This is a genomic window from Viridibacillus soli (genome assembly GCF_016612995.1).
In the GTDB taxonomy this organism is placed as follows: Bacteria; Bacillota; Bacilli; order Bacillales_A; family Planococcaceae; genus Viridibacillus; species Viridibacillus soli.
In genome coordinates this window covers 42260-64257 of the sequence record NZ_JAEOAH010000041.1, presented here as the reverse complement: position 1 = coordinate 64257, position 21998 = coordinate 42260, and the positions used below count along the sequence as shown (strand labels likewise).

Here is a 21998-nt window from a genome sequence, read left to right as displayed (position 1 = left end):
TGATTAACGTCTTGCATGTTCAGTTTTCAAGGTTCATTTGTCGTTTATTTTAGCGACTTCATATATCTTAACATTTCCTTTTCTCTTTGTCAAACACTTTTTAAAAACAAGTTTTCAACAAGAGAAGTTATTAAGTTTTATCAGTACGTCTTAGCGACAATTAATATAATACAATATAATAGATATTACTGTCAATACTTTTTAATAAAAAACTAAATTCTATCCTAATTAATTAAAACTCCTTATTATTTTAAAGAGTTTCTTCCTATAAAAGGACTTAAGGGAGGATAGAATTCAAATAGTCACTTTGTAACTAGTCTTTCAATATATAACTTACGATTCTTTGATAAATCTATAATTTCTGCCGTGTCTATTATTTTTACTACTGGACGAGTAGCTGCATCTTTGTTTATAAAGACGATTGTTCCCATAGCAAAGTTAGATAACTCTACTTGTGTTCCTAATGATAAATCCGCTACACAATTAAAAAGTGCATGAACAACTTCAATATTAAATTTGCCGAATTCTGATTCGCGAATCATCTCTAACACTTTAAACGATGATTCTTTCGCTCTGTATACACGTTCACATGTCATAGCATGGAAAACGTCAGCTACAGCAATAATATGAGAGTATACAGCGATCGCATTCCCTTTTTCACCCATCGGATAACCACTACCATCTAAACGTTCATGATGCTGGTAAATGGCTATTTTCATATCTGATTTTAAGATTGAAATATCTCGTACCATTTGTGAGCTGTAGAAAGGGTGCTCTTGAATTTCTTTCAATTCATATTCTGTTAAAGCTCCAGCTTTTTTGAGGATCTTTTTATTAACCTTCGCCATACCACAATCCGCTAATGCCGCTGCGCTGGCCATTTGAATAACATCACCTTTAGAAAAGCTCATTTTCTGAGCGACTACAGCGGAAATTAAACTAATAGCTACTGAATGATGATAAATGTAATTTTTAGAGTTTGATAGTTCATTTAATGAAAAAATCAGTGACCGATTATTTAGTACATAATCTATTAAAGGCAATATAATCGTACGAACTCTCGCAATATCAATTTTGCTTCCTGCTTGCCATTTAGAAAATTCCACTTTAAATTCTTCTATACTTTTATTGTATTGGCTAACAAAAGGTGTAATATTCTCTACTACAATTTTTTCTTCAACAGTTTCCAAAACTTGTTCTGTACCTGTGTTTTCTTTTGTTTCAACAATTGATTCAGTGATCACTGGAATTCTCGGAATCTGAAAGGCTTGAAATACAGGCAAATGTTCTCGTGTGATTTTCGTATTTTTATATACAATAGGATATTGCGTATTTGCCAGTATATCCTTTGCCACAATACTGCCTAATCGTAAATCAGCCACCCTTACTAATGTTGCATCCAAACGAATGACCCCCTTTGTAAATAATTAATTCATACTAGTATTATTGTACCTAAAACTGTTTTTAATTGTAAGAATAAAAAAAAGTTTATTTTTAATCATTACTTTTGGCATGAATATCTTTTTCAGAAATGATAAAAACCCCCGAACTTTGTACTTTTCTGTACAGTTGTTCGAGGGTTTTGTCTTACTTGCTACATTATTTAATTGGTTTGTCAGCAGTAAGTTCGAGTTCGTTTAAATCCATTTTAGTAAAGTGATCTTTATCATAGTTTTTAATGCGTTTGTTAACTGGCATAACTTCTGTACGAGAATAGATTGGGAATATTGGCGCTTGCTCAAACATATAGAGTTGCCAATCTTTGAATGCTTTTGCACGCACTTCTGGATCAAGAGCTTCTTTAGAATCAATTTTAGCTAATAGTTTATCTAGTTCTGGTGTAGCAAAACGAGAAGTATTAAATTGTGAGTCTGGTGAAAAAGCACCCGCTGGAGATGGATCTGAACCCGTACCAAGTGCAGCTTGGAACACATCAATATCCTTATCATCTGCTCTTACTTTTTCGTAGAAGCTATTAAATTCAATTAAACGACCAGTTGTTAAGACAACATTTAACCCAACTTCTTTCCAGTTTTGTAAGTAGTACGACACAATGGCTTCATCTTTATCACTACCAGCCATTGCAGCAAGTTTAATTTCGAGTTTTTCACCATTTTTGTCTTCACGAAGACCGTCCCCATCAACATCTTTGTAACCAGCATCATCTAATAATTTCTTTGCTTTTTCTGGATCATATTTAAAACCTTCTAATGTGTCATCGTAATATAATTCGAATACTGGTGGAATTAGAGACTTACTACGAGTACGTAAACCCTCATAGTATTCATCTGCAACTTGTTCTACATCCATTGCATAGGCAAAAGCATGACGTAAATTTACATCATTCATTTTAGCATCTGGATTAGGAATAGCTATACCCTTTTTAGAATCCCTTTTACCTAGTTTAAACGCAATGTATGTGTAAGCTAATTCTGGACGCCCCAATATAGTTAGGTTTTTCGCATCTTTGATTGAATCATATTCAGTTGCAGGGAATGAGGTCGCAATATCATATTTACCTGCTTTTAGTGCTTTTCCAATTTGTGTTGGTGGTACACTTGTTATGACAGCCTTATCAACTTTCGGTTTACCTTTCCAGTAATGTTCATTTGCCAAGAATTGTACTGATTCACCATTAACAATTTTATCGAACTTAAACGCACCAAGAGTAACAGGTGATTTACGAACTTTGTCAGATTTAATTAACTCTTTAATTGCCACATCTTTTAAGTAATGCTTAGGTGCTGCATAAGCCCATAATCCATCACCACCAGTATAGATTGCAGGTGATAATTCTTTAAATGAAATTTCTAAATTATAATCGTCAATTTTCTTTAAGCCGGAAATTGTTTTTTCTTTACCAGCATGGTACTCTTCAGCACCTACAATATTTTTGAAATTAACATCATAACGAATACCCGTATAGTCTTTATGACCAATGATTTCGTATGGGTAAATTACATCATCAATTGTTAATGGTTCACCGTCTGACCACTTCACTTCTTTACGAATTGTAACTGTTGCTTTATTATTTTTTTCATCTACTTTCAATGCACCAATACCCGTATCAGATATTAAGAAATCTTGTTTTACAGCAAATAAATTGTTACTTGCAAAGTCCATAATATCGCTATCATATCCATCCTCATATAACTCTGCTAAGAAAATCCCTTTAAATGGGGATGAGCTTACAAGTGCAACTTCTAAAGCACCACCCTTGATAGCTTCATCTTTGTTATCTACAGCCATTGGAAATGCACTTGTATCCACTTTTTTGGGTTCTGGCTTATCTTTCCCACCAGCATTCCCACCGTCTTTGTCCCCACTACACGCCGCTAGAACCAGTACTAAAGCTAACAGTATAGCAAATAATGACCACTTCTTTTTATTCATCTCTCTTCCTCCTTTATTATCCTAATCTCTGTCTTACATCTGCTGAACGGCGCAATGCCTGTCCAACATAATTTATGCCTAACATCAATACTAAAATTAGTAATGATGCTGGAGCCCATATCCATAACTTCGTAGACAATACCTCAGGATTGATAGCGTAATTAACTAGAGTACCTAAACTTGGTGTTGAAGGTGGTAAGCCGAAACCAAGGAAGCTTAGTGCCGTCTCAATACCAACATTTCCCGCGAAATTCAATGTCATTTCAATAATGATAATTGAACTTAAGTTTGGCATTATTTCTTTGAAAATAATAACTGAATTACGAGTCCCCATTGTCTTTGAAGCACTTACATAATCTCTCCGACTTTCCGTTAGAGATTTACTACGAATAAGTCTTGCGGTACCTATCCATAAGAAGATACTCAAAATTAGTATGAATGTCGTTACATTGTACTTGGGAATAATTGTAACAAAAACTATAATAATCATTATTGTTGGTAGTGTCATAAAGAAATCAATAATACGCATAAATAAATTATCAATAAATCCACCAAAGTAACCCGTAATTAAACCGATTACCAAACCTACAATACCGGTAATGAATGTAATCGTAATGGCAATTAATATAGAGTTTTTAGCTCCAAGAATTAATTGCTCCATAATGGATCTGCCTCCGTGATCGGCTCCGAGAATAAAGTCATCGCCAGGTGGAGCATATTTATCCCTTAAACTAATACGCATCATTTGTTCTTTATCGATGAAAGCCGAAGCAATGAAAATACCTAAAATAAGTACCACTAATACAATTAAAGAAAACATTGCCAATTTATCCTTTTTAAACTCTCTCATAATAACTTGGAATCCAGTAGGTGGAGAGCTAATCATACTTTCTGTTGTTGCTGCATTTTCTACTTGTTTTGTCATCTCTATTCACCTCTCCTTAATCATTAAGATTTGTTATTCTATCCGTATTCGGGGATCAACAATACTCATAATAATATCGGACAGTAAACTACCTACTAATGTTAAGAAGCCAAATAACATGACTAATGCAGTAATTACACTATAGTCACGTGCTGAAATGGCATTAATAAATAACTGCCCCATCCCAGGGAAGCCAAAGATTGTTTCGATAAATACCGATCCACCTAATAACCCAGTAATCGTAAACCCAAAGAAAGCTGCGATTGGCAAGAGCGAGTTTCTAAAAATGTGTTTCGTATATACTTTTGAAATAGGAATACCTTTACTACGTGCTGTTTTTACATAGTCCATTCTTTTTGCATCAATAATTTCAGTACGTAAATACTGAATAATAGTCGTAGTCCCTAAAATTGCATAAGTAATAGCTGGTAATAATAAGTGATATACTTTACTCCAAAAATATCCCCATGTTCCTGGATCATACTGAACATCTACTGTTCCGCTCGTTGGAAAAATAGGGTACTGATAACCAAATAGAAATAAGAATATTAAAGCTAGTACAAATGTAGGAATAGCGTAACTAATGAAACTATATAAAACAATTAACTTATCAGGTAACGAGTTTTGGTAACGACCAGCTATAATTCCCAATGGAATAGCAATAGCATACAATAAAGTAACACTAAGCAATGATAACCATAATGTATTTAAGCCACGTTCACCAATTAACGTAGAAACCTTAACTTGAAATGAATAACTATCGCCAAACTCACCTTGCAACGCATTTGTAATCCAACGGTAGTATTGTTCATACCACGGATCATAGAACCCTGCTTGAATTCTTAGCTCTTCTATTCGATTAGGATCTGTATCTGGTGTTACTAATCCTGTAAATGGATCGCCAGGCATAAATTTTGCCATGATAAAGATAAGTAGACTAAGGACAAATAACTGTGGGATCATTATTAAAATTCTTCTAATTATTGTTTTCCACATATCATTTGCCTCCCTTTTCATTAATATTCACTGCAACTAAATGCGTATCACTTATTTTTTCCAAAGCATATACTTTCCCATTTTCATCGTAATACTTATGTTGTTCAGCCTGATAACGAGCTTCTACACCTTGACGTTCTTTATTACGTTCAATACGAGTAGCTGGCTCAATATTTGGGATTGCAGATAATAATCGTTGTGTGTAAATATGCTGTGGATCTTGATAGATATCCTCACGTCGTCCTGTTTCAACAAAGCGACCTTTATACATAATAGAAATATGGTCACACATATGTTTTACAACACCTAAATCATGTGAAATAAATAAATAACTCAAACCGAATTCCTCTTGAATATCCTTCATGAAGTTTAATACTTGTGCTTGTACTGATAGGTCAAGAGCTGAAACAGGTTCGTCGGCAATAATCAGCTTTGGATTACAAGCCACTGCTCGCGCAATGCCTATACGCTGTTTTTGACCACCTGAAAATTCATGCGGATACTTATACTTAGCATCCTCCGGCATACCTACAATAGCTAGTAACTCATTAATTCGTTTATTTTCTTCTTGATCACTTAATTTCAAAAAATTGCGAATAGGCTCTGCAATAATATCCTTAACACGTTTTCGTGGATTTAAGCTAGAATTAGCGTCCTGGAAAATCATTTGAATGTCTCTATTGTAAGCTGATGTCCGTTCACGTCGCTGATTCGTAACATCTTTACCTTCATAAATAATGCTACCCGATGTAATTTTCTCAAGTCCGATAATTGCTTTTCCTGTCGTTGATTTACCCGAACCTGATTCTCCAACCAACCCATACGTTTTGCCCTTTTCAAACTCCATGTTAACGCCATCGACAGCATAGACTTGATCAACAACAGTATTGAAAAACCCTCCACGAATTGGATAGTGCACACATAAATCTTTTATTTGCATAAAGCTCATCTTAGTTGCCCCCTTCTGCACTTTCAAAATCAAAGTGTTTCCAACAAGTACATCTTACAAAGTGGCCAGGGGAAACTTCATGTAATACCGGGTTAACCTCATGTGTATTTGCGTCAAGCCATGGTACACGAGATGAAAAACGGCAACCTTCACGCGGTAAGTTTTTGAGAGAAGGTACTAAGCCTTGAATGACTTGAAGTTTTTCATTTTCGCTATTCATCTGTGGAATTGAATTAAGTAATGACCTAGTATAAGGATGCTTAGGATTATTAAACAATTCCTCTACTGGTGCTTCTTCAATAACTTGCCCTGCGTACATAACTGCCACACGATCCGCTATTTCTGCGACGACACCCAGGTCATGCGTAATTAAAATAATGCCACTCTTTGTCTCAGCCTGTAATTCTTTTAATAAATCTAGTATTTGTGCTTGAATTGTTACATCTAATGCCGTAGTTGGTTCATCTGCTACAATAATTGCTGGTTTACATGCAATGGCAATAGCAATCATGACACGTTGACGCATTCCACCAGATAGTTGATGGGGAAATTGTCTTACCACCCTTTCGGGATTTGGAATACCAACTTGGTTTAATAATTCAATGACACGTTCTTTTCTCTGTTCTTTTGTAAATTTCGTATGATAGACTAAAGATTCTGAAATTTGTTCTCCTATTCGTACTAATGGATTTAATGCAGATAAGGGATCTTGGAAAATCATCCCTATGTCATTACCACGAACATCATTAAACTTACTTTCTGAAATTGCAGCAAGGTTTAAATCCTTATAAAGAATCTCCCCTGTAATTTTTGTATTGATCGGATCATGCAAGCCAACAATTGAAGTGGCTAGTGTACTCTTACCACAACCCGATTCTCCAACAATAGCTAAGATCTCATTTTTATTTAAATTTATGGATATGTTCTCTACAGCATCATAATATGTATCCTTTATTCGAAAACTTGTGTGTAAATTCTTGATGGTTAGTAAATTCTCTATGTTAGCCAAATATATAACTCCTTTCGGGTATTTAGAATGTAGAAAGAATATTAAGAAAATAATAACAGCATTTAGTTTTAAAATATATACATAAAAATAAATAATATGTCAACTGTGTAAAAAACTTCATATAAATGTTATATATTGATTAATATCTTACACATTCATTCCAATTTAAGTCAATACATTTAATTATTTTTTCTCAATATAATATAAAATTATAAATATTCTGTAATTAAAAAAGGGAAATCCACTAGAATTAATTAATCACTACTACTTTAAAGCATAGAAGTATTTCATACATTATCTTTATATAATTTATGAAATTACTGATTAAACTTACACTTTCCTTGCATAATGTCTAATTTTGTATTTTCTTGTAGGATTATGTATGAAATTTCCTGCGTGATACCTATTAAATTACGATTTCATCACATATGTTGTCATATTAACTCTGATTTTCCCTTCTGTTTCATTCCCAAGCTTAAGCTTTGATTTGCTTTTACATAATGTCTTTTCCACTATTAAAATAAAAAAAGAACCTCGGCTAAGTTAGTCGAGGTTCTTCGTATTAATGACAGAGATTATTCTCCCTCTATTGTCTCAGAATCTGTTTCAGCTACTTCTACTATCACTTCTTCTGATACTAGTGGTTCTCTATTTTCATCTAACTCTTCATCTAACTCTTCGTCTAATTCTTCGTCTAATTCTTTTGCCACTTTTGCAACCGTTGCAACTAACTCTTCGTCAGCTAGACGAATTAGGCGAACACCTTGCGTACTACGTCCTGTTACTGAGATATCATTAATGTCCATACGAATTAACATACCATTAATCGTAATTAGCATTAAGTCTTCTGAGCCATCTACCGTTTTAACAGCAGATAATGGACCGTTTTTATCTGTGATTTGGCAAGTTTTAATACCTACACCACCACGAGTTTGAATACGATACTCTTCTTCCGATGTACGTTTACCATAACCTTTTTCCGTTACAACTAGAATTTCTTGCCCAGATTCGATAATTTCCATTCCAACAACGTAATCGTCACCTTTTAAGCGAATACCACGGACACCGGCTGCTGTACGTCCCATCGATCGAATATCCTCTTCGTTGAAGCGTACCAACATACCGTTACGAGTACCGATAATAATTTCCTTCTTGCCATCTGTTAGGCGAACAGAAATTAATTCATCATCCTCACGTAAAGAAATAGCTATTAAACCATTGTTACGAATGTTTGCAAAGTACGATACAGGTGTACGTTTAGTTACGCCTGTATGTGTTGTAAAGATGAAGTAAGCATCATCTTCAAATGAAGATACACGAATCATCGCTGTTACCTGTTCATCTTTATCAACACTAAGTAAGTTTACAATCGGTAATCCTTTCGCAGTACGGCCAAACTCAGGGATTTCATAACCTTTTGTACGGAATGCTTTTCCTTTTGATGTGAAGAACACGATGGTGTCATGTGTAGACGTGTACATTAAATGTTCTACGAAATCATCTTCATTCGTACCCATACCTTGAACGCCACGACCGCCACGTTTTTGACTACGATATGTGTTCGCAGGTAAACGTTTAATATAGCCATTATGCGTTAAAGTGATAACTGAATTTTCACGTGGGATTAAATCTTCATCCTCGATCATTTCCATACCACCGGCAGTAATTTCAGTACGACGTTCATCATTGAAGCGCTCTCTCACTTCGGTTAATTCGTCGTGAATGATTTTACGGATTTTACCCTCATCTGCAAGAATTTCACGTAACTTAGCGATTAAAACCTGAAGTTCTTGATATTCGCCTTCAATTTTCTCACGTTCTAAACCAGTTAGACGTTGTAGACGCATATCTAAAATTGCTTGTGCTTGACGTTCACTTAAGCTGAATTTTTCAATTAAGCCACTCTTCGCTTCTTCACCCGTTTGTGAGCTACGAATTAAGTGAATGATTTCATCAATATGATCAAGTGCAATACGTAAACCTTCTAAAATATGTGCACGGTCTTCTGCTTTTTTCAGCTCAAATTCCGTACGTCTGCGGATAACTATTTTTTGATGTTCTAAGTAATGATAAAGCGCCTCTTTCAGACTTAAAACTTTCGGTTGACCGTCTACTAACGCTAACATGTTAATACCGAAGCTTGATTGCATTGCAGTTTGTTTATATAAATTATTCAGTACAACATTAGAATTTGCATCTTTACGAATTTCGATTACTACACGCATACCATTACGGTCAGATTCATCGTTAATATTTGTAATACCCTCGATTTTCTTGTCTCGTACTAACTCTGCGATTTTCTCGATTAATTTTGCTTTGTTAACTTGATACGGGAGTTCGTGAATGATGATTGTATCTTTACCATTTGATTTTTCTTCGATTTCAACTTTTGCACGGATAATAATAGAGCCGCGGCCAGTTTCATAAGCACGGCGAATTCCGCTTCGCCCTAGAATTGTACCACCTGTAGGGAAGTCTGGTCCCGGGATGATTTCCATTAATTCCTCAGTTGTAATCGCTGGATTATCAGAGATTGCTAAAACACCATCTATAACTTCACCTAATTGATGTGGAGGGATATTCGTCGCCATACCTACCGCGATACCTGAAGCACCGTTGACGAGTAAGTTTGGATAACGCGCTGGTAACACGATTGGTTCTCTTTCATTACCATCATAGTTATCTTTGTAATCAATTGTGTCTTTATTAATATCACGTAGCATTTCCATTGCGATTTTAGACATACGAGATTCCGTATAACGCATCGCAGCTGCTCCGTCACCATCGACAGAACCAAAGTTACCATGACCATCAACTAACATATAACGATAGCTGAAATCTTGCGCCATACGTACCATTGCATCATAAATAGATGAGTCACCATGGGGGTGGTACTTACCCATTACGTCTCCAACAATACGTGCAGATTTTTTATATGGTTTATCAGAAGTACTACCTAACTCTTGCATACCATACAAAATACGACGATGTACTGGTTTTAAACCATCGCGTACATCGGGTAAAGCACGAGAGACGATAACACTCATTGCATAACTTAAAAATGAAGTCTTAATTTCTTTACTTATGTTAATCCCCTTAACGCCGGGATTGTGGTTTTCTGACAAAGTGTTTACCTCCCTTCACTAGCTCGTTAAATATCTAGATTTTTCACGTAAACAGCATTTTCTTGAATAAATTGACGGCGTGGTTCTACTTCTTCACCCATTAATTGGTCAAAAGTTCGATCTGCCTCAATCGCATCATCTAGCTCTACTTGCAACAAGACACGATATTCTGGATCCATTGTTGTTTCCCATAATTGAGTAGCGTTCATTTCACCAAGACCTTTATAGCGTTGCATACCTGGTTTCGGTAATTTTGGAAGACGTTCTAAAATTTCTTGAAGTTCTTCATCACTGTAGCAATATTCAATATGCTTCCCTTGTTTTACTTGATACAAAGGTGGCTGTGCAATATAAATATACCCCGCTTCAATTAGTGGACGCATGAAACGGAAGAAGAATGTTAATAATAAAGTTCGAATATGAGCACCATCGACATCGGCATCTGTCATGATGACAATTTTATGGTAACGTGCTCTTTTCAATTCAAATTCCTCACCGATACCTGTACCAATTGCTGTAATCATCGCTCGAATTTCAGCATTAGATAATATTTTATCTAAACGTGCTTTTTCAACGTTTAAGATTTTACCTTTTAGTGGAAGTATTGCTTGGAAATGACGATCACGACCGGATTTTGCAGAACCACCGGCAGAGTCACCTTCTACAATGTAAATTTCACTCTCATCAGGATGACGAGAAGAACAGTCAGCTAATTTACCTGGCAAGCTAGATACTTCTAAGGCAGATTTACGACGAGTAAATTCGCGTGCCTTTTTCGCTGCAACGCGAGCACGGGCTGCCATTAAGCCTTTATCAACAATTGTTCTAGACACTGCAGGATTTTCTAATAAAAATCGCTCAAAGCGTTCTGAGAACAATGAGTTTGTAATTGTACTCACTTCAGAGTTACCTAATTTTGTTTTCGTTTGTCCTTCGAATTGCGGATCAGGGTGCTTAATTGACACGATTGCAACTAAACCTTCACGTACATCTTCACCTGATAAATTCGCATCAGCATCTTTGATTAGGTTATTTTTGCGAGCATAATCGTTAATAACACGTGTTAATGCTGTTTTATAGCCTGATTCATGCGTACCACCTTCGTACGTATTGATGTTGTTAGCGAATGAGAAAATATTCGAAGCAAAACCAGCGTTGTATTGCATTGCAATTTCAACGGTAATACCATCTTTTTCACCTTTTAAATCGATTGCTTCATGAATGGGTTCTTTCTTTTCGTTAATATGTTCAACATACGATTTAATACCACCCTCATAGTGATATGTATTTGAACGTACTTCTTCACCACGTTCATCCGCAATCGTAATACTAATACCACGATTCAAATAAGCTAGTTCACGAATACGATGCGCTAAAATATCAAATTCATAAACTGTTGTTTCTTTAAAGATTTCTGGGTCTGCCTTAAAGCGTGTTGTTGTTCCTGTTTCAGTAGAATCACCAATAACTTGAAGCGGTTCTGCTGTTTTACCACGACTAAAGCTTAAGAAATGAATATGACCATCACGTTTTACATACACTTCAGTTGAAACCGATAATGCATTTACTACAGAAGCACCAACACCATGTAAACCGCCGGAAACTTTATATCCGCCACCGCCAAATTTACCGCCGGCATGTAGAACGGTCATAATAACCTCAACAGCAGGTTTACCCATTTTCTCTTGGTTGCTTACTGGAATACCACGACCGTTATCGTCTACACGAATCCAGTCGTCTTTTTCAATCGTTACTGTAATCTCAGAACAATATCCAGCTAAGGCTTCATCAATACTGTTATCTACAATTTCCCACACTAAATGGTGAAGACCTTTAGAACTAGTAGTACCGATATACATACCTGGACGTTTACGAACTGCTTCTAAACCTTCTAGTACTTGTATCTGATCTGCATCATATGCAGCAGGCTGTTTATTCTCTTCCATTGCCATTTATTCCACCTACTCTTTCATGACATCAGTATGCGTTTGTAATTGTTTTACTAACCACTAACCTGTAATAATACTAATCTTCTTCCACTTCGACAGAACCCTGTTTCACATGGAACATTGCCGCTTCGCGGATTGTATCATGGTCAATTCCTTCAACACTTGTTGTTGTCACAAAGGTCTGAACTTCACCTTGAATTGTATTCAGTAAATGTGACTGACGGTAATCATCTAACTCTGAAAGAACATCATCTAGCAACAAAATTGGCGCTTCCCCAACTTCCTGTTTAATAAGTTCTATTTCAGCCAATTTGAGTGATAGAGCCGTCGTACGTTGCTGACCTTGTGAACCATATGTTTGTACATCATAGTCATTCACAAGGAACTGCAAATCATCTCTGTGGGGTCCAATAAGTGTTACACCCCTTTCAAGCTCACGAGGCAAGGTATCATGCAACTTCTTCTCCAAAAAAGCTGCCATTTCAGCTATTGTCCAATCCGGATTCATACCGCTTACTGGGCGATAGCGGATCTGGAGTCTCTCTAAATTTCGAGAGATACCGAAGTGAATTGGCTCTGCCCATTCTTGTAGTAAATCCATAAATTGAAATCTTTTATGAATAATTTGCGCGGCTGCTTGAATATATTGTTCGGTATATACATCAAACATTACATCTTGTAATGTTGATTTCCCTTGATTTTGTTTCAATAAGTGATTTCGTTGCTTTAATAGCTTTTGAAAAGTTAATAGATCATGTAAGTATACTGGAGAAATTTGCCCGATTTCCATATCGAGAAAACGTCTTCTGATTTGGGGACTGCCTTTTACTACAGTTAAATCTTCGGGGGCAAACATCACGACATTCATCTGTCCAATATAATTACTTAAACGGCTTTGTTCTAAATGGTTAACCCTTGCTTTTTTTCCTTTTTTTGAAAGAGTTAATTCCAAAGGTAAATGACCATATTTTTTTTGAACGTCACCTTTTATTTTACCATAGTCTTGTTCCCACCGTATCAATTCTTTCTCGTTTGAGGTGCGATGTGATTTTGCCATCGATAAAACGTAGATGGATTCCATGACATTCGTTTTTCCTTGTGCATTTTCCCCTAAAAAAACATTAATTTTTGGAGAAAACGACAGATCTAACGATTCATAATTACGATAATTCGTAAGCTTCAACCGTTCTATATACATCTTATTCCCCGCTCGTTGGGCCAGTTATCTGAAATCTCCCCGTTCCAGGAATGTTCACAGTATCGCCAACATATAATTTACGTCCACGGCGATTATCTACTTCTCCGTTTACATATACATCATTTTCTTGTAAATACCATTTAGCCATTCCGCCTGAGCTAATTGTATCTGTCATCTTTAAAAATTGACCAAGTGTTATAAATTCAGTATCAATAGCAATTTCATTCATAGTTAGTTTCATCCTCTTCTGTTTATCTCTATCCCTTTATTTTACCGAACTTTTGTTCATAAGTAAAAAGGATAGTCATGAAAATGACTATCCTTTACTAAAATCAGTTATTTATGACCAGGTCATAAGTGGTTTTGGGAAATAATTCAGGGGTTTAATTATATTAGAATAATTATTTTTAGTAAGTACGAACTGGCAAGATCAATTGTAATATAGCATCGTCATGTACAGAGCGGATAATGAATGGTCTCATAGCTCCTGTAAATTGAATGACAACATCTTGTCCATCGATTGCCTTTAAAGCGTCCATCATATATTTTGCACTGAATGAAATTTTCAATTCTTCACCCTCAAGCGAACCTACTTGAATTTGCTCCTCAACTTTACCAACTTCAGGAGAATTAGAAGAAATTTCAATATTGCCGTCTTGTAACGTTGTGAAACGTACGACATTGTTACGATCTTCGCGTGCTAATAAAGATGCACGGTCAATTGCTTTCAATAAAGAACGGCCATTTACAGTGACATCCGTTTTATATTCATCAGGAATTAGACGAGATGTGTCTGGATAATTCCCTTCAAGTAAGCGTGAGAAAAATAAAACATCATTTGTTTTGAATAAAACTTGTTGGTTTGTCATAACAATATCTACAGGAGTAGTTGCATCGTTCAAAATTTTACTTAATTCAGTCAAGCTTTTCCCAGGTACAACAACGCTAGATTGTTCACTTGGAAAATGTTCTAAAGTTACTTTACGGCGAGCAAGACGGTGGCTATCAGTAGCAACGCATACAAATTCTCCCCCTGTTATTTGCCAATGAACACCCGTTAGTACCGGTCGACTTTCACTTGTGGATACTGCAAATACTGTTTCGCGAATAATTGATTTTAATAAATCAGCTGGTAATGTGAACTGATTATCTTCGCTTAACTCTGGTAGCAAAGGATATTCAGTTGAATCTAAGCCAATTAAGTGGAAATCAGATTTACCTGAGCGAATACGTGTTTGAAATTGCTCTGATACTTCAAATTCAACATCATTTGTTGGTAATTTACGTACAATTTCGTTGAACATTTTTGCTTGCAGCACAATTGAACCTGGTCTTTCAACGTTAATTACTTGTTCTCCATTTTCTTCAACAGGAATATACGTTTGAATTGTAATATCGGCATCACTACCAGTTAAACGCATTCCTTCTGCACTTACATCAATTTTTATTCCTGTCAAAATAGGAATTGTTGTTTTTGAACTAACTGCCTTCATGACATCATTTAGTCCATCCAATAAACGATCTCGCATGATATCAAATTTCATGAAATTATACCTCACTTATATATATTATTATTTATTAAAAGATTAATAGATATAGTAATAGGGCCTGTGGATTTGTGGATAAGTCCAATTTAACGAATAAAATCAGCCTATCCGCATGTAGATAGACTGTGTATAAGTATGTTGTTAACTTTTCGGGTTATCCACAGGATTTTTACTTACCTAGCATACTTTTTATCTGTTTAATATCTTGTTGCAATTTCTGATCTTCTTTAAACATTGTTGAGATTTTCTCATGTGCATGGATGACCGTAGTATGGTCACGACCGCCAAATTCTTCACCAATTTTAGGTAATGAAAAATCGGTTAATTCGCGTGATAAATACATAGCGATTTGACGTGGAAATGCAATTGATTTCGTACGTTTTTTCGCAGTAAAATCTTCTAATTTCACATGGAAGTGTTCTCCAACAGCCTTTTGAATATCTAAAATCGTTACCATTCTAGGAACAGAGTTCGGGATAATATCCTTTAATGCCTGTGCAGCCAACTCTGCTGTAATATCTTGATTTACAAGCGATGAGTAGGCAACTACGCGAATTAAAGCGCCTTCTAATTCACGAATATTAGAGTCAATTTGGTTTGCAATATATAGCATAACCTCATTTGGAATATCTAATCCATCAGCTTTTGCTTTTTTGCGTAATATTGCGATTCTTGTTTCTAAATCAGGTGGTGCAATATCCGTAATCAAGCCCCATTCAAAGCGTGACCGCAAGCGATCTTCTAAAGTTGGAATTTCCTTAGGTGGACGGTCACTGGAGATAACAATTTGTTTCGATTCCTCATGCAAAGTATTAAATGTGTGGAAAAATTCCTCTTGTGTTGATTCTTTTCCAGCTAAGAATTGAATATCGTCTATTAGTAGGACGTCTACGCTACGATACTTATTGCGGAATTCGACTGCTTTGTTGTCACGAATTGAATTAATGAACTCATTCGTGAATTTTTCGGATGACAAATAAACCACCTTGGCATTTGGGTTATGTTCCAACACATAGTGGCCAATTGCATGCATTAAATGTGTTTTACCTAAACCTACCCCCCCATATATAAATAGCGGGTTATAGGCTTTTGCCGGTGCTTCTGCAACAGCTAGCGAAGCTGCATGTGCGAAGCGGTTACCAGATCCAATAACGAATGTATCAAATGTGTTTTTTAAGTTCAACATACCAGGTGAGAAATCAGGGCGATCATTTTGTTTATCCGGAACACGTGGCGACGGTATATCGAAGTCATCAAAGCCGGGATCTTGCTGAACGACGAAGCGGATATGTAAATCTTTCCCGGTCAATTCTGCCAAAATAGAAGCAATCAGTTGTACATAGTGATTTTCCAACCATTCACGCCCAAATGAATTTGGCGCTGCAATTGTTACGGTATCAGCTTTGTACGACAGTAACTTCGTGGATTTGAGCCAAGTTTCAAAGCTTGGTTTTGAGATTTTCTTTTTGACTTGTGAGAGCACTTTGTCCCATAACTGTTCTAAATGTTCCAAGCTTGTAGCTCCTTTTCTTAAATATCTCTATTTGAATATTTGATTATAAATGCGGTTAAAATAAGGTTATAAATGAACTATACAAGATAGATACTCACAATAAAAACAGCCTGTGGATAAATGTTACTCTACCCCAGTGGATAAAGCTATCCACAGATTATCAACAATTGTGGATAACATTTTGCATACACAGAATTATTTACAGAGTAAAACACAATAATCTTATCAAAAAAAAGTAGACAGTTCAAGATTTTTTCGTAGTTATCCCCAAAATGAATAAATATGCACAACGAACTTATCCACAACCGGTGGATTTGTGAAAAACCTGTCTATAACTAGTGTGGATAATTTTGAAGTCTTAAAAAAGTATCCACACTAGTTTTTAAGAGAGAAGAAGTAGGCTGTGGATAAGTTAAGGGTTAAGAAAAGCTTGCTGATCAAACGACGAAATATTGTTTTTTTAAATAGTCATTGACAGAATGGCTGAAATTTATATATAATATGCAAGACTGTCTGTAGTATTTTTTATAATAGACTTTCCAGGAGGTGTCATATAAATGAAACGCACATACCAACCGAAAAAACGTAAACATAGTAAAGTACATGGCTTCCGCGCACGTATGAGTTCTAAAAATGGTCGTAGAGTACTTGCTGCACGTCGTCGTAAAGGAAGAAAAGTATTATCAGCATAAGTCCACTGACCAACATCAGTGGTCTTTTTTTTCTTTATGGAGAAATTAGTGTTTAGTATTGTTGATTTTTCTCCAAAATGGCTAAACTAATATGTCCAACTTTTTCAGCGATGCTAGGAGAAGCAGATAGTATAGATCTATCTTTTTGGAGATAATCAATGATCAAAGTAAACAAAACCATCTTTATAAGAAGAAAGAAGAATGGATAAGCAGGTGCAAAAGATGAAAAAACGCCGCAGAATTAAAAAGAATGAAGAGTTTCAAAAAGTATTCCGTAAAGGTAAGTCATTTGCGAACCGTCAATTTGTTATCTATTGTTTACCAAAAGAGGGACAAGAAGAATTTCGCATTGGGTTATCCATTAATAAGAAGATAGGTAAGGCAGTCACTAGAAATCAAATCAAACGTTATATCCGTCAAAGTTTCTTCGAATTACAAGATGATTTGAAGAATGATGTGGATTACGTGATCATCGCCAGACATCCGGCGGCCACTTTAGATTTTCATGAAACAAAAAAGAGTTTACAGCATGTTTTAAAAATTGCGAAGATTTTAAAAAGAAGTAGTAGAGAGTAATAGAAAGTGCATGATAAAATAGCTGATAGAAAATGAAAGTTATTTTAGGGGGATGAATATTGAAGAAAAAACTTTGGGTCATTCTCGCGCTTACGTCCATCACATTGCTATTAACTGGGTGTACAGAGTATAACCAACCAATCTATAGTGATTCTGAAGGCTTTTGGAACAAATATATTGTTTGGCCATTTGTTGCCTTCATTACATTATTTAAAGGTTTACTTGGTACGTATGCTTGGGGAATAGTTTGTGTAACAATCATTATTCGCTTAGCCATTTTGCCATTAATGATTAAACAGACAAAAAGTGCGAAGAAAATGCAAGAATTGCAGCCAAAATTGGCGAAGCTAAAAGAGAAATACAGCTCTAAAGATGCAGTTACTCAGAAAAAGTATCAAGAAGAAATGATGAAAATGATGAGCGAGTCTGGCGCAAACCCAGCGGCTGGTTGTTTACCAGTGTTGGTTCAAATGCCAATCCTAATCGGTTTCTATCATGCAATCAGTCGTATGAATATGACACCAGAAATAAATTTGGGTGACTTTTTCATGTTCCCATTAGCTGAACCGAGTATTATACTAGCTGTACTTGCTGGTATCATGCAATTTGTCGTTCTACGAACTGGCCCAGCAATGGATAATCCTCAAATGAGGATCATGATGTACATCATGCCATTTATGATTGTAGGATTAGGTAGCTATTTACCAGCTGCTTTATCGCTTTACTGGGTAATTGGTAACATTATTACATTCATACAAAATCTTGTTATGTATAAACCTTGGAACAAAACAACAGAACCTGCGAAAACAGGAGGGGCCAAAAAGTGAAACAGATTACGCAAATGGGAGCAACTGTAGAAGAAGCGATCTCTATAGCGTTAAAAGAGCTTGACCTTACCCGAGAACAAGTAGATGTTGAAGTACTTCAAGAAGGTAAAAGAGGATTTCTAGGTTTTGGATCACGTAAAGCAAATGTACGTGTGGGTCCTAAAAAACGGAAAGAATCCGATCAAGAACAAGAATCTGTGCAACAGTCACTTTCAGAACCGATTGAAGTGGAACTAGCGGAGGCAGTAGCCGTCATTTCACAAAACGATGAAGAAATGTTACAAGAAACAACAAATGAAAACTTACAAGAACTATCAACATTGATAGTTGAAGAAAATGAAGTAGAAGATGGGAAACGTAACGATAATACAGTGGCAATTGAGCATGCAGTTACTTATTTAACCGATATCGCAAAGCAGTTAGATATTCAAGACTTAATGATTGATGTTGAAGAAAAGGGTAAAACGATTAATATTCGTTTAGAAAGTGAAAAAGCAGCTTTACTAATTGGTAAACGCGGCCAAACGCTAAACTCACTTCAAGAATTGACACAATTAGTTATACATCAATACGCAAAGCGCTTCGTCCTAGTGAAGTTAGATGTCGAAAACTATCGAGAACGTCGTCAAGAATCACTGGAGCAACTTGCAAATCGTATGGCAGATAAAGCCGTTCACACAGGCAAAAAAGTCGAATTAGAACCAATGCCTTCGAATGAGCGAAAAATTATCCACCATATTCTTGCAAACCGAATAGATATTGAAACGTATTCCGTGGGATCAGATACTAAGCGTTATTTAGTCATTGAACCGCTTCGATAAGAAAAAAACTCCGTTAAAATCGAACTCATTTTGAATGAGTTCGATTTTTTTTGATTATTTTTAATAGGGGAAACTTAGCTAATTTGGACAGTTTCAATTTTTTTAAGATAATGCGCTATTAAAATCGTTAATTTATGGAAATTAATACTAGATATAGTTTAGAAGAGTGGAATAGGGAGTCTATGCTCAAAATAGATGCTCCAATGCTTGAAATTCACACTTCTATGCTGATAAAGGTTTATTTTCCCGAAAATTACTTTGGGGAATCAATATTTGACGGGCTATTATATGAGTATTTTTAGCGTTCAATAGGATATCCAGCTTCAGCGGCCAGACTCTCGAGGTCACCTCCACCTTCTCGGTCGAAAACTGAAAGGATGTTTTCGATTCGAAGGTTACGGAGCTTGTCGAGTCTAGACGGGCCGCTTCAGCATTTAGATAGGATATCCAGCTTCAGCGGCCAGACTCTCGAGGTCACCTCCACCTTCTCGGTCGAAAACTGAAAGGATGTTTTCGATTCGAAGGTTACGGAGCTTGTCGAGTCTAGACGGGCCGCTTCAGCATTTAGATAGGATATCCAGCTTCAGCGGCCAGACTCTCGAGGTCACCTCCACCTTCTCGGTCGAAAACTGAAAGGATGTTTTCGATTCGAAGGTTACGGAGCGTGTCGAGTCTAGACGGGCCGCTTCAGCATTTAGAGAGGATATCCAGCTTCAGCGGCCAGACTCTCGAGGTCACTTCCATTTTCTCGGACAAAAGCTGAAAAGATACTTTTGTTTCGAAAAATCCAGTGCTTGTCGGGGCTTAACGGGCCGCTTCAGCATTAAATGAGATATCCAGCTTCAAGCGCTAGCTGCTCGAGGTCGTTTCCGTTCTCTCGGTCAAAGTCTGAAAAGATGACTGTGATTCGAGAACTCCAACGCTAGTCGCAGCTGAACGAGCGCCTTCAGCCTTCATATTAAGTTGTCCACAATTCTACTTTTGGAGCTTTTATGCTATTATTATAAGTTAGAGAGTTAGTTCGTTTTAGGTTATCCACATGTGGATAATTTTTTAATTTTTTAGGAGGTATTATCTATGGAATTCGATACAATCGCGGCCATTTCGACGCCTATGGGCGAGGGAGCAATTGCAATTGTCCGTTTGAGTGGGGATGAGGCTGTTGCCATTGCAGATCGTGTATTTCATTCGCCGGGTGGTAAAAAGTTATCCACACAGTTGTCGCATACGATTCATTATGGACATTTAAAAGAGCCTGAGTCAGGTGAGGTAGTAGAGGAAGTTATGCTATCGCTGATGAGAGGGCCAAAAACGTTTACACGTGAGGATGTAGTGGAGATCAACTGTCACGGTGGATTAGTTTCAGTGAATCGAGTATTGCAGTTAGTGTTGAAGAATGGTGCGCAATTGGCTGAGCCAGGAGAATTTACAAAGAGAGCCTTTTTAAATGGTCGAATCGATTTATCACAAGCTGAAGCTGTTATGGATTTAATTCGTGCTAAAACAGACCGTGCGATGAATGTAGCGCTTGGTCAAATGGACGGAAAGTTATCGCGTTTAATCGGGGAGCTTAGACAAGCTTTGTTAGAAACATTAGCGCAAGTTGAAGTGAATATTGATTATCCAGAATACGACGATGTAGAAGAGATGACAATACCGCTCATGCTCGAAAAATCTACATGGGTAATGAAGGAAATTGAGAAACTTTTACAAACTTCTTCACAAGGGAAAATTTTACGAGAAGGCCTTTCAACTGTTATACTAGGACGTCCGAATGTCGGCAAATCTTCACTATTAAATAGCCTTGTACAAGAAAATAAAGCAATTGTTACAGACGTTGCGGGTACAACGCGTGATATTATAGAAGAGTATGTAAATGTACGTGGCGTTCCGCTACGTTTAGTCGATACTGCAGGTATTCGTGAAACAGAAGATATTGTTGAGCGCATCGGCGTTGAACGCTCTCGTCAAGTCTTGAAAGAAGCAGATTTAATCCTGTTTGTTGTAAACTATGGAAATGAGCTTACAGAGGAAGATGAACGTCTTTTCGAAACGATTCAAAATATGGACTATATAGTCGTTGTTAATAAAACGGACTTGTCACAAAAAATTGACTTAACCCGTGTACAAGAGTTAGCAGGTAAGCGTAAAGTTGTCACAACATCTTTACTAAAAGAAGAAGGTGTCACAGAGCTTGAAGAAGCAATTGCGGCATTATTCTTTGAAGGCTCATTAGAAGCTGGAGATATGACTTATGTTTCCAATGCACGTCATATTGCTTTATTACACCAAGCACACACAACGATCAAGGATGCCATTGAAGCAGCTCATGCAGGTGTACCTATCGATATGATTCAAATTGATGTCACTCGTACATGGGAAATTCTCGGTGAAATTGTCGGGGATACCGTGCAAGAAAGTCTGATTAACCAGCTATTTTCACAATTCTGTTTAGGGAAATAAACTCAAATATAGAAA

At 36.5% G+C, this 21998-nt stretch carries 17 protein-coding genes; 5 read left to right on the top strand and 12 right to left on the bottom strand.

The features are described from left to right. Window positions 1-302: 302 nt before the first annotated feature. The 12 genes from JFL43_RS18595 to dnaA all read right to left on the bottom strand — a co-directional run bounded on the left by JFL43_RS18595 (window position 303) and on the right by dnaA (window position 16604). Window positions 303-1403, bottom strand: a complete 1101-nt coding sequence (locus tag JFL43_RS18595; protein ID WP_200750185.1) for an HD-GYP domain-containing protein — start codon at window positions 1401-1403, stop codon at window positions 303-305. A gap of 196 nt (window positions 1404-1599) precedes the next feature. Next, a complete protein-coding gene (locus JFL43_RS18590; RefSeq protein ID WP_200750184.1) occupies window positions 1600-3393 on the bottom strand; it encodes an oligopeptide ABC transporter substrate-binding protein in 1794 nt (597 codons plus the stop codon). 16 nt (window positions 3394-3409) lie between these two features. Next, on the bottom strand, window positions 3410-4318 hold the full coding sequence (locus JFL43_RS18585; protein WP_200750183.1) for an ABC transporter permease: 909 nt from the start codon (window positions 4316-4318) through the stop codon (window positions 3410-3412). A 33-nt stretch (window positions 4319-4351) separates the two neighbouring features. Continuing rightward, complete coding sequence (gene opp4B / locus JFL43_RS18580; protein WP_200750182.1) at window positions 4352-5314, bottom strand: oligopeptide ABC transporter permease; 963 nt, start codon at window positions 5312-5314, stop codon at window positions 4352-4354. Window position 5315: 1 nt separating this feature from the next. Then, window positions 5316-6263, bottom strand: coding sequence for an ATP-binding cassette domain-containing protein (locus tag JFL43_RS18575; protein ID WP_200750181.1), 948 nt, complete (start codon window positions 6261-6263; stop codon window positions 5316-5318). A gap of 1 nt (window position 6264) precedes the next feature. Beyond that, on the bottom strand, window positions 6265-7272 hold the full coding sequence (locus JFL43_RS18570; protein ID WP_200750180.1) for an ABC transporter ATP-binding protein: 1008 nt from the start codon (window positions 7270-7272) through the stop codon (window positions 6265-6267). 575 nt (window positions 7273-7847) lie between these two features. Next, window positions 7848-10397 (bottom strand): DNA gyrase subunit A, encoded by a 2550-nt coding sequence (gyrA, locus tag JFL43_RS18565; protein WP_200750179.1) that lies wholly within the window; start codon window positions 10395-10397, stop codon window positions 7848-7850. A gap of 26 nt (window positions 10398-10423) precedes the next feature. Beyond that, window positions 10424-12349 (bottom strand): DNA topoisomerase (ATP-hydrolyzing) subunit B, encoded by a 1926-nt coding sequence (gene gyrB, locus JFL43_RS18560; protein ID WP_100795389.1) that lies wholly within the window; start codon window positions 12347-12349, stop codon window positions 10424-10426. A 73-nt stretch (window positions 12350-12422) separates the two neighbouring features. After that, complete coding sequence (gene recF / locus JFL43_RS18555) at window positions 12423-13544, bottom strand: DNA replication/repair protein RecF (protein ID WP_200750178.1); 1122 nt, start codon at window positions 13542-13544, stop codon at window positions 12423-12425. A 1-nt stretch (window position 13545) separates the two neighbouring features. Next, window positions 13546-13773, bottom strand: coding sequence for a S4 domain-containing protein YaaA (gene yaaA / locus JFL43_RS18550; protein WP_200750177.1), 228 nt, complete (start codon window positions 13771-13773; stop codon window positions 13546-13548). A 178-nt stretch (window positions 13774-13951) separates the two neighbouring features. Further along, window positions 13952-15088 (bottom strand): DNA polymerase III subunit beta, encoded by a 1137-nt coding sequence (dnaN, locus tag JFL43_RS18545; protein WP_100795386.1) that lies wholly within the window; start codon window positions 15086-15088, stop codon window positions 13952-13954. A gap of 172 nt (window positions 15089-15260) precedes the next feature. Next, window positions 15261-16604 carry a chromosomal replication initiator protein DnaA gene (dnaA, locus tag JFL43_RS18540; protein ID WP_200750176.1) on the bottom strand — a complete coding sequence of 448 codons (1344 nt, stop codon included), beginning with the start codon at window positions 16602-16604 and terminating at the stop codon, window positions 15261-15263. Between the two features lie 557 nt (window positions 16605-17161). Here dnaA and rpmH point away from each other — a divergent pair. The 5 genes from rpmH to mnmE all read left to right on the top strand — a co-directional run bounded on the left by rpmH (window position 17162) and on the right by mnmE (window position 21983). Continuing rightward, window positions 17162-17296 carry a 50S ribosomal protein L34 gene (gene rpmH / locus JFL43_RS18535; protein WP_036200974.1) on the top strand — a complete coding sequence of 45 codons (135 nt, stop codon included), beginning with the start codon at window positions 17162-17164 and terminating at the stop codon, window positions 17294-17296. Between the two features lie 222 nt (window positions 17297-17518). Continuing rightward, complete coding sequence (gene rnpA, locus JFL43_RS18530) at window positions 17519-17872, top strand: ribonuclease P protein component (RefSeq protein ID WP_100798075.1); 354 nt, start codon at window positions 17519-17521, stop codon at window positions 17870-17872. Between the two features lie 59 nt (window positions 17873-17931). Further along, on the top strand, window positions 17932-18699 hold the full coding sequence (gene yidC / locus JFL43_RS18525; RefSeq protein WP_200750175.1) for a membrane protein insertase YidC: 768 nt from the start codon (window positions 17932-17934) through the stop codon (window positions 18697-18699). Then, window positions 18696-19520 carry an RNA-binding cell elongation regulator Jag/EloR gene (gene jag, locus JFL43_RS18520; protein ID WP_200750174.1) on the top strand — a complete coding sequence of 275 codons (825 nt, stop codon included), beginning with the start codon at window positions 18696-18698 and terminating at the stop codon, window positions 19518-19520. Before yidC ends, jag begins: the two co-directional genes overlap by 4 nt. Window positions 19521-20597: 1077 nt before the next feature. After that, window positions 20598-21983 (top strand): tRNA uridine-5-carboxymethylaminomethyl(34) synthesis GTPase MnmE, encoded by a 1386-nt coding sequence (gene mnmE, locus JFL43_RS18515; protein ID WP_200750173.1) that lies wholly within the window; start codon window positions 20598-20600, stop codon window positions 21981-21983. The last annotated feature ends 15 nt before the right edge of the window (window positions 21984-21998 follow it).

Excerpts from the sequence above, each read along its gene's own strand:
- JFL43_RS18590 (WP_200750184.1), bottom strand. The coding sequence starts at position 3,393 with ATGAATAAAAAGAAGTGGTCATTATTTGCTATACTGTTAGCTTTAGTA.
- JFL43_RS18585 (WP_200750183.1), bottom strand. The coding sequence starts at position 4,318 with ATGACAAAACAAGTAGAAAATGCAGCAACAACAGAAAGTATGATTAGC.
- opp4B (WP_200750182.1), bottom strand. The coding sequence starts at position 5,314 with ATGTGGAAAACAATAATTAGAAGAATTTTAATAATGATCCCACAGTTA.
- JFL43_RS18575 (WP_200750181.1), bottom strand. The coding sequence starts at position 6,263 with ATGAGCTTTATGCAAATAAAAGATTTATGTGTGCACTATCCAATTCGT.
- gyrB (WP_100795389.1), bottom strand. The coding sequence starts at position 12,349 with ATGGCAATGGAAGAGAATAAACAGCCTGCTGCATATGATGCAGATCAG.
- recF (WP_200750178.1), bottom strand. The coding sequence starts at position 13,544 with ATGTATATAGAACGGTTGAAGCTTACGAATTATCGTAATTATGAATCG.
- yaaA (WP_200750177.1), bottom strand. The coding sequence starts at position 13,773 with ATGAATGAAATTGCTATTGATACTGAATTTATAACACTTGGTCAATTT.
- dnaN (WP_100795386.1), bottom strand. The coding sequence starts at position 15,088 with ATGAAATTTGATATCATGCGAGATCGTTTATTGGATGGACTAAATGAT.
- rpmH (WP_036200974.1), top strand. The coding sequence starts at position 17,162 with ATGAAACGCACATACCAACCGAAAAAACGTAAACATAGTAAAGTACAT.
- rnpA (WP_100798075.1), top strand. The coding sequence starts at position 17,519 with ATGAAAAAACGCCGCAGAATTAAAAAGAATGAAGAGTTTCAAAAAGTA.
- mnmE (WP_200750173.1), top strand. The coding sequence starts at position 20,598 with ATGGAATTCGATACAATCGCGGCCATTTCGACGCCTATGGGCGAGGGA.